Annotated in this window: 12 protein-coding genes; all 12 read right to left on the bottom strand. The window is 39.7% G+C overall.

Annotation, left to right across the window (positions count from 1 at the left end; all coding sequences use genetic code 11):
• Nucleotides 1–14: 14 nt before the first annotated feature.
• Complete coding sequence (locus HMPREF9088_RS05995; RefSeq protein WP_007208271.1) at nucleotides 15–863, bottom strand: DegV family protein; 849 nt, start codon at nucleotides 861–863, stop codon at nucleotides 15–17.
• Between the two features lie 79 nt (nucleotides 864–942).
• Nucleotides 943–2,214, bottom strand: coding sequence for an LCP family protein (locus HMPREF9088_RS06000; protein ID WP_007208272.1), 1,272 nt, complete (start codon nucleotides 2,212–2,214; stop codon nucleotides 943–945).
• A gap of 262 nt (nucleotides 2,215–2,476) precedes the next feature.
• Entirely contained in the window at nucleotides 2,477–3,310 is an 834-nt protein-coding gene (gene pheA, locus HMPREF9088_RS06005; protein WP_007208273.1) for a prephenate dehydratase, read from the bottom strand.
• Nucleotides 3,310–3,816, bottom strand: a complete 507-nt coding sequence (locus HMPREF9088_RS06010) for a shikimate kinase (RefSeq protein ID WP_007208274.1) — start codon at nucleotides 3,814–3,816, stop codon at nucleotides 3,310–3,312. The genes pheA and HMPREF9088_RS06010 overlap by 1 nt, the downstream gene beginning before the upstream one ends.
• A gap of 2 nt (nucleotides 3,817–3,818) precedes the next feature.
• On the bottom strand, nucleotides 3,819–5,102 hold the full coding sequence (aroA, locus tag HMPREF9088_RS06015) for a 3-phosphoshikimate 1-carboxyvinyltransferase (protein ID WP_040366538.1): 1,284 nt from the start codon (nucleotides 5,100–5,102) through the stop codon (nucleotides 3,819–3,821).
• 11 nt (nucleotides 5,103–5,113) lie between these two features.
• A complete protein-coding gene (locus HMPREF9088_RS06020; RefSeq protein WP_040366541.1) occupies nucleotides 5,114–6,205 on the bottom strand; it encodes a prephenate dehydrogenase in 1,092 nt (363 codons plus the stop codon).
• Between the two features lie 21 nt (nucleotides 6,206–6,226).
• Nucleotides 6,227–7,393 (bottom strand): chorismate synthase, encoded by a 1,167-nt coding sequence (gene aroC, locus HMPREF9088_RS06025; RefSeq protein WP_007208277.1) that lies wholly within the window; start codon nucleotides 7,391–7,393, stop codon nucleotides 6,227–6,229.
• A 1-nt stretch (nucleotide 7,394) separates the two neighbouring features.
• Nucleotides 7,395–8,477, bottom strand: coding sequence for a 3-dehydroquinate synthase (aroB, locus tag HMPREF9088_RS06030; RefSeq protein ID WP_007208278.1), 1,083 nt, complete (start codon nucleotides 8,475–8,477; stop codon nucleotides 7,395–7,397).
• A gap of 11 nt (nucleotides 8,478–8,488) precedes the next feature.
• Nucleotides 8,489–9,517: a 3-deoxy-7-phosphoheptulonate synthase gene (aroF, locus tag HMPREF9088_RS06035; protein ID WP_040366546.1), complete on the bottom strand. Its 1,029-nt coding sequence runs from the start codon at nucleotides 9,515–9,517 to the stop codon at nucleotides 8,489–8,491.
• A gap of 11 nt (nucleotides 9,518–9,528) precedes the next feature.
• Nucleotides 9,529–10,422: a shikimate dehydrogenase gene (aroE, locus tag HMPREF9088_RS06040; RefSeq protein WP_040366547.1), complete on the bottom strand. Its 894-nt coding sequence runs from the start codon at nucleotides 10,420–10,422 to the stop codon at nucleotides 9,529–9,531.
• A gap of 382 nt (nucleotides 10,423–10,804) precedes the next feature.
• Nucleotides 10,805–11,575, bottom strand: a complete 771-nt coding sequence (locus tag HMPREF9088_RS06045; protein ID WP_007208281.1) for an ABC transporter ATP-binding protein — start codon at nucleotides 11,573–11,575, stop codon at nucleotides 10,805–10,807.
• On the bottom strand, nucleotides 11,576–12,460 hold the full coding sequence (locus HMPREF9088_RS06050; RefSeq protein ID WP_007208282.1) for an ABC transporter permease: 885 nt from the start codon (nucleotides 12,458–12,460) through the stop codon (nucleotides 11,576–11,578).

Raw genomic sequence — 12,460 nt, forward strand, 5'->3', positions numbered from 1 at the left:
CCTGTTTTTGTTGTTTATTGTGCAGATATAGCTAAACCAATCGCTTTTTCTCCTAAATGAGTGCCAATAACTGGTCCAAAATGACCAATTTCAATAATTGCATTTGGGTATTCTTTTTGCAAACGTTCTTTTTCTTCTAGTGCCACACTTAAATTATTGGCATGAATCACATATAATTTTACCGGGTATGGAATATCATTTATACGTTGCCCGATAATTTTTTCAGCTCGTTTAAATGCTTTTTTACTCGAACGAATTTTTTCGAATAAGACAATTTTGCCTTGATCAAACGTTAAGATTGGCTTAATCTTCAATAAACCAGCAATTAATGCGGCGCCATTCGTTAAGCGACCACCACGAACTAGATTATTTAAATCTTCAACAATTAGATACGCATAAGTATGGTCACGAATCTTATCCAGATGTGCTAAAATCGCCTGTATATCAAATCCTTCATCAAGGTCATCAAGTGCAGCTTCAACCATATGACCCATAGGCATACTAGTAATTAAGGAATCATAAGGGATCAGGTCTAATCCTTCGATATCATCTTTAAGTGTAAACAAAGTAGAATAAAAACCAGAAATTCCAGAAGAAAGATGAATACTAATGACAGTATCATATCCTTTTCTCTGCAAATCACGGTAGATTTCTATCGTTTCACCTAATGATGGTTGAGATGTCGTTGGAAATTCGGCGCTATTATTTAATAACTCATAATATTCATCTGGTTCAATATCAATTCCTTCATTATAACTCTTGCCATCAATAATGACTGGAATTGGTATAACATACAAATCTTTATGGCCACGTACTCTTTCAGGTATAAAAGCGGTACTATCAGTAACTATGGCTAACTTCATTTCATTTCCCCGTTTCAACAAGTTTTCACATAAATATAATATAGCATAAATAACTTGCTATTTGAAATATAAATCGCCTTTATTGTGCAAGAAACTTGCTAATAGCTTTTGTTTCAATATCATTATCAAAATAAATAACACTTTCCCCATCTGCTGTCGTCCCAAACTCCCATGTACTATCAACTGGAACAGATAATCGTTGCAAAGAAGATGCACCCTTGACTAATGAAAAACCAATTTTTGCATAGTAGCTAATCGGAATATCATTGGCAGTATATCCCAGTGCTTTTCCAGCTGCATAGGGTAACCGTAAAAGAGCCATCGGTGATTTTAATTGAGAAAAGATAGCAGTCATCACTTGTTGTTGTCTGCGAATGCGCCCAAAATCCCCCTCTTCATCATGTCGAAACCGAGCATATTGAAGCAACTTTAACCCATTCATCACCTGTTGACCCTTTTCAATTTGGATACCATCAAGATCGAGTGATTTTTCAGCATTAATTGCTACCCCATCAGGAAACAATGCATTCACAACTTTTTCAAAGGATTGAAAATCCACTGTTACGTAATACTTCGTGTCAATACCAAGGTTTTCTTTAATAGTCTTTCTTAATAACTCTGCACCACCATACGCATAAGCAGCATTTATTTTGGTAGAATTATACCCTGGGATATCGACATAGGAATCACGCATGATTGATATTAACTTTGGTGTTTTAGACTTGCCGGCAAAACTTAAAATCATAATGGTATCTGCCCGAGCATTTTCACCGTCACGACTGTCATTACCGATTAATAAAATATTTTTAGAGCCGTCTTCTGAAGTTACTCCATTGAAAGTTTGCGATTTTAGTGTTGAGGCTTCACTTTTTGCATCTTTTTGACCTAAGTAAAAGCCGCTAGCACAATAGCCAATGATCAGTACTAGTAACAATAGAATGAATTTTAAGATGCGGTGTTTTTTCTTTTTCTTGGTCTTTTTCTGTTTCGGCGATTTAGTAACTTGCGAGGATTCAACTACCTCAAGTTCACTATCGAAAGAATCGGTATGGTCTTCTGGATCGATTGTATCTTTATTCGTATTATGATAAATGGCTCTTCGTTGTTTTCTCTTTACATGCATTCGAGAAGGCTGCTTGTGTTCATAATAATGGTTAGCATACTCCTCATACGCTTCTGGCGTATCGTATTCGTTTGCTATATCTATTAGGTCATCAGTATCGGACCAATCTGTATCAAGGTAGTTATCTTCTTGTTCGTCTAATTGTTTTACCAGTTTTGAACGTCGATAAGCCTCTCTTGAGAATAGATCATTTTCACCATTCTTGTGGCGATCCATTCTTTTGCTCATTGCAGTTCCCCCTAAGTGACAGTATCTTCTACTATAGGATAACCTAGTATAAAACAATGTGAAAGTACTAATTAGAAAAAATTAACAATCTCCGCATAAGCTAATCGTCTTTTTTTGCTGAATAAATCAAGCAATCCATAGCTGTCGTATTATTTAATTCGCAATTTCCGGCAACAAGAAGACAAGTCAAACAGGAGTGTGACAAAACTCTATCACACTCCTTAAAAAATACTTTTTTTCCAAAAATTAGATTTGGCTATTTTTATTTTACGATACGAATCTCATAGGGGCCTAATACACGGATTTTCGCTCCTAATAAGGACACTTCCTCAAATGCATAATATGCTAATGCAACATTATCTTCAACGGCTAAATCAATAATAAAATAATATTGACCTAGACTTGTCTTCAATGGACGTGATTCAATTTTTGCCAAATCAATCCCACGCCAAGCAAAAGCTGCTAGCATCTTATGTAGCACGCCTGGTTGATTAGATGGCAATGTTAAAAAGAATGACAATTTACCTTGAGTGACTTTACTTGTTGATTCGGTCGGTTTAACTTTTCTTGTGATTACCCAAAATCTGGTCTCATTTTGATCATTGTCTTGAATATCCTGACCGATAATCGTCAAACCAAAGGCAGCGGCTGCTTGCTTGGATGCAATCGCTGCTACCTTTTCTTGAGGATGCGATGTCACGTATTCTGCAGCATACGTCGTTGATGGTGTTTGTACAATAGCTACATCTGGATAATGAGCAGACAAATACGCCTGAGATTGTGCTAATGCTTGCGGATGGGACATAATAACTTCGGGTATTCCCGGATTTGTCGCCATCAATTGTTGACGGATAGGCAAAATTATTTCTTGCTGCACGGTTAATTCTTTAGAATGAAACAAATAATCCATACTAGCATGAACAGATCCTTCTAAAGAATTCTCGATAGGAATGACCGCCATATCAACTTCTTTTGCAATCGTTGCTTCTAGGCACTTTTGAATGGTTGAAAAAGCAAGTTGCGTTTGATTTGGAAATGCTGCATTGGTCGCTTGATAAGTAAACGAGTTTTTAGGGCCTAAATAACCAATTTTCACTATTCCACTCCTACCTCTTTCATTATTTCTAAAACAATCGCTTCTGGAGTTTTGTTCGTTGTTTCCACAATATGAGAAGCTACCTCATGATAAAAGGACTCTCGTTCTTGGAATAAAGCAATCATTTCATCTGTCTTCCGTGAAAGGAACAATGGACGTACGTTGGTTTTATCTGCCTCTAAACGGCGAATAAATTCATCGGGGGCTGTTTTTAAGTAAACGACGTGAGGTAACTGTTTTAAAATGGAGCGATTCGCTTCATTTGTAACAATTCCACCACCTGTCGATAAAACACCTTTGTTTTCGGTTAATTCAGCTAAAACCGTCGTTTCTAACTGACGAAACTTTGGTTCACCGTACAAGGTAAAGTATTCATTTACACTCATATTGATTCTGTTTGTAATGGTCTCATCCGTATCGATAAATAACTGGTTTAGCTCCTTGCTTAGAAGTGAACCAATTGTCGTTTTTCCGGAACCCATAAATCCTACTAGCACTATTTGCATAATTAATCTTCCTCAGTAATTAAACGTTCAAAGTCAGTAAAGAACTGTGGATAAGAGATAGATACCGCTTCGGGATGTTCCAATTCAATCGTCTCATCTGTCAGAAGGGCAGCAATTTGCAACATCATTCCAATACGGTGATCACCATGACTTGAGACATGACCACCGTGGAGTTTAGTTGGTCCATAAATAATCAATCCATCGGCAGTTGGCTCAATATTGGCACCAAGCTTGCGTAATTCATTCACAGTGGCATCGATGCGATTGGTTTCTTTCACTTTTAATTCTTCTGCATTTTTAATAATTGTCGTGCCCTTTGCTTGAGTAGCTAATAACGCAATGACAGGAATTTCATCAATGAGACGTGGAATAATCTCGCCACCAATTTCAGTCGCTACTAATTCACTAGAGCGGATTTCTATATCTGCTGCTTGGTTATGTGTATCTTCATTTAAAATGGTCAGTCTTGCGCCCATCTTATTTAATACATCTAAAATTCCTGTTCTGGTTGGATTTACGCCAACATTTTTCAATACTAGGCGACTGTCTTTCCCAATAGCTCCTGCTACCAAGAAAAATGCTGCTGATGAAATATCACCAGGTACTGTAACCGTTTGACCCGTCAATTCCTGTGGACCGCTAATTTTAATGGTTTTGCCTTCAACCTCAATTGTTCCACCAAATTGTTTAATCATTTCTTCAGTATGGTTGCGTGATGGCTCTTTTTCGATAATAGTGGATTCCCCATCGGCCTGCAACGCAGCAAATAAAATAGCTGATTTCACTTGCGCACTCGCGACAGGCATCGTGTAATGGATTGGTTGTAACGATTCAGAAGGAGAAATCGTTATGGGAGCATAGCCGGACTCATTTTTCCCTGTCAGTTTCGCATTCATTTGTTTTAACGGATCGATTACTCGATTCATGGGCCTTTTAGATAGGGAGTCGTCACCTACTAAAATACTTTGAAATGGTTGATTGGCTAAAATCCCCATGATTAAACGAGTCGTTGTACCGGAATTGCCCATATCCAACGGTTCTTTTGCAGGCGAAAATCCTTTGAATCCTGCACCTTGAATTTTTAATGATGAGCCCTTTCGTTCGATAGAGACACCCAAATCTTGAAAAGCTTTCAATGTACTCAGGCAATCTTCTGCTTCTAAAAAATTCGTAACGACTGTTTCACCTTTTGCAATCGCTCCAAACATAATACTTCGATGGGAGATGGATTTATCTGCAGGAACGGCAAGTGTACCGTTTAAGCTTTTGGCTTGATGTAATTTCAAAAGAACGCCTCCTATTTCATATGACAATGATACGATGTTTTTGCTTCGATTTCATTTTTAGCAGCGAGTAAATCTTCTTCATTTTTAAAGCTTAGTTGCAAGATACCAATGATATCTTCACGAGTTTCTAAAATTTTTACATTAACTAGCGATAATTTTGCTTCGGCAATGAGTGAAGTCACTTCAGCAATCACCCCAGGATGGTCGGGGACGTTAACAAACAAATCATAAAAGCCCGGAATCGCTCCCCGCTGATGAATAGGTAACGTATCACGAGTCTCTTTTGCATTTTCAAAAAACGTGTAGATAGCCTCTTTTTGACTGTTCTGAATCCAGTGTTTTACTTGGTCCATATTTTGCTGCCATGCATCAATTAATTCGACCAATAGTGTCTGATTACTTAAAAGGATATCCGTCCACATGGTCGGATCAGAAGAAGCAATGCGAGTCACATCACGAAATCCGCCGGCAGCGAGTTGTCTGACACGTGGGTGTTCAGCTGAAAAAGAGTCTGCTTGGTTAACCAAGCTAGATGCTATGATATGCGGCAGATGGCTGACCATACCGGTAATGCTGTCGTGTTCTGTGGGAGAGAGCTCAATAAACTTGGCCTTTGTCCCTTGATAAAGTTGTTGCAATTCATTGACTCGGTCATCATTTTGTCTGGCTGGCGTAAAAAGAAAATACGCATTTTCAAATAAACGCTTGTCGACTGCTAAGACGCCTGATTTATGCGAGCCGGCCATCGGATGCCCTCCGATAAAATCAAACGTAAATTGCTCGGCATATCGAACAATCTCAAATTTAGTACTGCCAACATCTGTGACTAAAACATTGGGTTTCAATGCATAACCAGCAAGCTGTTTTAAGTAAGCAAGTGTGGTGTGAACAGGTCCTGCCAAAATAATAATATCCGCTTTTAAACAAGCCTGTTCAAAATCTTCTGTAAAGTCATCAATTATTCTTTGCTGCTTAGCGATAGCCATTGTTTCTTGATGGGCATCGTAGCCAAGTAATGTGATGTCTGGATGTTCATTTTTTATACACACAGCCAACGAACTACCAATTAATCCTAATCCAACTATAAAAACTGTTTGCTCCATTTTCATCGCTCCCCTATTTTTTTAAAAGTTTTTCAAATAGGTACGATAAGCTAAAACAGCTTCTTTTAATTCTTCAAAGGAATCACTTGGGAATTTTTCTAACAGTTCATTGGCAACCACTGTTGCTACGACACTCTCACAAACCACACTCGCTGCAGGAACAGCCGTACTGTCAGAGCGTTCCACACTCGCTTTATAGGGTTCTTTCGTGTCTATATCGACACTTTGTAATGGTTTATATAATGTCGGGATTGGTTTCATTACACCACGGACAATCAAGACTTCTCCATTGGTCATCCCACCTTCAAATCCGCCAAGATGATTGGTTCGTCGCGTATAGCCTTTTTGTTCTTCCCATAAAATTTCATCCATAACTTTTGAACCAGGTAAATTCGCCGCTTCAAAACCAACGCCAAACTCCACCCCTTTGAATGCATTGATGCTTACCACTGCTTGGGCAATTTTTGCATCTAATTTTTTATCCCATTGCACATAACTACCTAAGCCAGCAGGTACGCCGCCAACCAAGACTTCGACAACTCCGCCAATTGTATCGCCATTTTTTTTCGTTTGGTCAATTAAGTCACGAATTGGTTGTTCTACGGTAGGATCTACTACCCGAACATCTGATGCTTCTGATTGCTCGCGTACTTGTGCAACAGATAAGCCGTCAGGAATGGTTGCCTCAATTCCTCCTAAGTTCACCACATGACCAGCTACATCAATGGCTAGTTCAGCAAGTAATTTTTTGGCAATCGCGCCAATTGCTACACGCATCGTCGTTTCTCTAGCAGACGAACGTTCCAAAACATTTCTCAAATCAGAATGATGGTATTTCATCCCACCAACCAAGTCAGCATGGCCGGGTCTAGGTCGAGCAACACGGCGTATTTTGGCTTCTTTTTCCGTTACTGACTCTAACCCCATAACTTTGGTCCAGTTTTTAAAATCTTTATTTTCAACCACTAATGTGACAGGAGAACCCAATGTCTTTCCATGTCTCACACCAGAAGTAATTCGTACACGGTCAGTTTCGATCAACATCCGACCGCCCCTTCCGTAGCCAGTCTGGCGGCGAGCAAGCTCGGTATTAATATCTTCAGCTGATAAAGGCATACCCGCTGGTAATCCTTCAATGATTGCTGTTAGTTCTGGTCCGTGTGACTCTCCAGCAGTAATATAACGCATGTTAAATTTCCTCCTCTAGATGAACATAATCACGAAAATCAGCAAGATCTAATGGAACAATCTTCGCTTTACCTATTTTTTCAAGCAAAATAATCTTGATTTTTTGGCCTCGTGTTTTTTTATCGTTCGCAATTGCCTGAATTAATGTTTTATTTTCTAATTCTAACCCTTCTACACTAATAGGTAAATGGAATTTTTCTAACATTTGTGCGATTTTTTTATCGGTATCTACTGGCATTGTTTGTTTTTTTACAGCAGCTTGGCTAATTAAAACCATTCCTATCGCTACAGCTTCACCATGGCTGACAACGCCATAACCAGCTGTTTTTTCAATCGCGTGACCAATGGTGTGACCAAAATTCAATATTAAGCGTGACCCATTATCGAATTCATCTTCTTCGACGACAGTTTGCTTTACTTTTAAAGCTTGTACAATGACAGATTCCGCATGAGTCAGTAAATCAAATTCATCGCGATAGGTTGCTAGTTCTTCCCAGAAAGGTTCATCGGCAATCGCGGCACTCTTCACGATTTCAGCAATTCCTTCACGAATCCGTCTTGGCTCGAGTGTACTAAGAACTTCAGGGTCAATTAACACACCATCTGGTTGATAAAATGTGCCGACTAAGTTTTTCGCAGTCGCAGTATTTACACCTGTCTTGCCGCCAATGCTTGAATCGACTTGCGCCAATAAACTAGTAGGGACTTGCACAAAATGAATGCCACGCATATAAGTCGATGCAACAAAGCCGGCCAAATCACCGATAACCCCACCACCCAAAGCTACAATACCATCTGTTCGCGTAAATGTTTGTTCAGCAAGTTGTTCATATAATTTCGCTGCCTGTGTCAGTGACTTACTTTGCTCTCCTTCTGGCACTACCATCAACGTTACTGTAAAACCAGCTGCCTTCAATTGTTGGACAACGGTCTTTGCATAAAGTTCAGATACTCGTGAGTCAGAGATAACGGCAATTTTTTGAGGAACCCAAAGCGATTGTAACCACTCGCCCATCGTTTTTAAGGCTCCTTTTTTAATCAAAATATCATATTCATGATTCGCTGTCTTGATTGTTAGCATCATTGTTCCTTCTTTCAGATTGTTTCTAATTGACGAATTTTTTTCATCGCATCTACTAAAATTTCAACTTCTTTCATCATTTGCACATACGTTTTTTCATTGAGTGACTGAGGACCATCCGACCACGCATTCTTTGGATCTGGATGAATCTCTACAATCATACCATCCGCGCCACTGGCAACGCCCGCTCTTGCCATCGGTCCTACTAAATCCCAGACACCAGTACCGTGACTTGGGTCTACAATAATTGGGAAATGACTGAATTTTTTGATAATTGGCACTGCACTCAAATCAAAGGTATTTCTGGTCGCTGTTTCGTACGTCCGAATCCCTCGTTCGATGAAAATAATTGGGCTTTTCCCTTCGACCGCAATGTATTCAGCTGCATTCAACCATTCTGAAATGGTACCTGAAATACCACGTTTTAAGCCAATTGGTTTTCCTGTTTTGCCGACAGCTGAGAGCAATTTGAAGTTTTGCATATTGCGGGCACCAATCTGGATAATGTCACTATAGGCGGCTACCATGTCGATGTGCCCCTCATCCATGACTTCCGTAATGACTTTCATATCATATTCATCCGCAGCTTGTCGAATTTGCTTTAAGCCTTCCTCTCCTAATCCTTGGAACGCATAAGGAGATGTCCGTGGTTTGAAAGCTCCTCCACGCAAGATTTTTGCGCCCCCTTTTTTCGCCATTTCAGCACAGATGCGAATTTGATCAAGCCCTTCAATTGAACAAGGTCCTGCCATCGTCACAAAACTACCATCGCCAATTTTTACTCCATCTACATCTACCACCGTGTCATCTGGATGGAATTCTCGAGAAGTTAATTTGTACGTATTGGTAATTCTTACGGCATCTTCCACACCATCATAACTCTTGAAAGCCACATCTTGCACCGAACGTGTATCACCGATCAATCCTAATACGACTTGTGCACTGCCGGTATTGACCTGCACCTCTAATCCATTGTCGTTCGCACGCTCAATAACCGTTTGAATTTCTTTTTCTGTTGCCGTTGGTTTCATAATGATAATCATTTCTTTTCCTCCTATTTTTTGGTCTTTTCTTTCAATACAAGCGGATAAATTTCTTCTGTTGGCATTTTTTGACCCGTCCATAATTCAAATGCATCGGCCCCTTGGTATAACAACATGCCTAATCCGTTTGCCGTCTGACATCCTTTTTCCTTAGCTAAAGTTAACAATTTTGTTTCAAAAGGATTGTAGATAATATCGACTACAGCCGTTGATGCCTGAAGTCGTTGCAAGCTTTCCTCAGGGAGCGGCAACTGATTTTCATGCGGTTTCATCCCAAGTGATGTCGCATTAACCAATAAGCGACTAGCATCTATGGCATGCGCTAACATCTGTAAATTATCGATGGGCACTAACTCAATCTGACAATTCGTCGTTTGATGAATGAGTGCTAATCGTTGACGAAATGAATCAAACGAAGCCCCTTTACGATTAAACACATAAATTTTCTTTGCTCCATCCAGAGCAGCTTGAGCAACAATAGCTGAAGCTGCGCCACCACAACCCAGCACAGTCATTGTTTGCCCGACAATCGAAATGTCTCGCTCACTCAAGTCTTTAAAAAAACCACTTCCATCTGTGTTATAGCCAATTAATTTACCTTCGAGATTAACGACCGTATTCATTGAGCCACTTAAACGAGCTGAATCGGATAACTCATCCATATAGCTCATCGCCTCAATCTTGAACGGCATTGAAATATTAACGCCTAACATATCAAAATCACGCACGGTTTGAATTGCCCGCTTTAATCCATCACTCGGCAATTCAAACGCTAGATAACGAGCGTTAATCCCCAGCAGTGAAAATGCTGTGTTGTGCATCAATGGGGAAATACTGTGCTTAGCTGGATTAGCAAAGAAGCCAGCAAGACGCGTCTTTCCATTAATTTCTATCGCTTGATCCATCCATATCCTCCTCTTTTTAAACATAACCTTTTCATTCGGGCAACTCATTGAACTCTCTAGAACCTTAGCACAAAAAAGGATGCTCACGTTGATTTTCATCTACAGTGAACATCCCTTCCAAAATGGAATACGATTATATATAGCCACCGTAGATTTAAAGCATCTACGTGGCGGCTTAACATATCAAAAACTCCCTAGCCATCATAGATACAAACTGCTCGTTTGTATCCAAATTCATGAATACAAACCTATCTAAAATAGCTAAAGTAGTAACGATTCAGTTGTGAGTGTTCTAGCATTTGATTCATACATATCGCTCCAACCTGATAAGATGAATTTAGTATAGGTGCTTGCCATCTAATTGTCAACCTTCTTTTTCCTTTTATGCGGGATAGGTGTCTTCGAAGAAACTCAACAAATCGACCATTGTTAGCTTCCTTTTTTCTTCTTCAGAAAAATCTTGAACAATTTTTCCTTTCTGTAGGACAATCAAGCGATTACCATAGCGCAACGCATCTTCCATGCGATGCGTGATCATTAGACAAGTCAACTTGTCTTCTTGCACCTTTTTATTGGTTAAATGCATTAATTGTTTTGACGTTTTTGGATCGAGTGCTGCTGTATGCTCATCAAGTAATAAAACGTCTGGTCGACGGATAGTAGCCATCAATAAGCTCAAGGCTTGCCTTTGACCACCAGAAAGATCTCCTGTCGGTGTATCCAAATGATTTTCTAACCCATTGCCTATTTTGGCACACATCGCATAAAAATGGTCGCGTTGTTTTTGCAGATTTCTAAGGCGAAATGCTCTTTTTTGGCCACGGAATTGGGCTAATAATAAATTCTCAGCGACAGTCATGCGAGGAGCTGTTCCCATCTTAGGATCTTGGAAGACTCGGGCTAGGTAGCGGGCTCTTTTTTCTTCCGAATAGCGTGTGATATCTGTATCATCCAACACGACTTCACCACTAGATAAGGCCAACGAGCCAGAAATGATATTGAAGAGCGTACTTTTTCCTGCACCATTGCCACCAAGGACAGTGACAAATTCTCCTTCATTGACAGTCAATTGCAAATGATCGAGTAAGACTTTTTTTTCATTGGCGCCATTATTTATAATCTTAGTGGCTTGATTGATTGCTAAGCGTGCCATTTAGAGTTCCTCCTTTTCCAGTCCAGTTTTTAAGTTTAATGCTGATTTTAATTGCGGAATCAACAAACAAATAGATAAGATAATGGCTGAAAAAATCTTCAAGTAGGTCGTGTCAAAGCCAAGCTTAATCACTAATAAAATTAATAATTGATAAATGACACTACCAATGACTATGGCAATCAATCGCTCGAAAAACGTCACTTCGCCATAAAGGACTTCCCCAATAATAATCGATGCTAACCCAATGACGATGACCCCCGTTCCTTTACTCACATCCGCATAGCCATCATTTTGGGCGATAAGCGCACCAGAAAGAGCAATCACCCCATTTGATAAAACCAATCCCATGATTTTCATCCAATCTGTTTGGATGCCCATCGAGCGAGCCATCGATTCATTGTCGCCAGTCGCGATGTACGCTTGACCTAGATCCGTTTGGAAAAAGTAATACAATACAGCAAGTAAAAGTGCTAGGACAATTATGCCTAATACGACCGTATCAAAGTTCGTTGGCAATTGGAGAACCTTTAAAGAATCCAATATTTTGGGCTGATTTAACAGTGAGAGATTGGGTGTTTGCATGACGAATAACATCACTGAGTTCAACGCTGACATAACCAAAATACCAGCCAATAAGACAGGAATTTTTCCTTTTGTGTACAACAGGCCAGTCACTAATCCTGCACACATACCTGCTAAAATACCAAGTACTGTTGCTAAAATGGGTGAAATACCGTGAACAATAGCCGTCACACAGACCGCTCCTCCTAGTGGAAGGGAACCTTCTGTCGTCATATCTGGAAAGTTTAATATTCGAAACGTCATAAAGATGCCAAGTCCAAGTATACTCCATAAAAATCCTTGGCCAATAGATGAAATAATCAT

Source organism: Enterococcus italicus DSM 15952, assembly GCF_000185365.1.
Classification (GTDB): Bacteria; Bacillota; Bacilli; order Lactobacillales; family Enterococcaceae; genus Enterococcus_G; species Enterococcus_G italicus.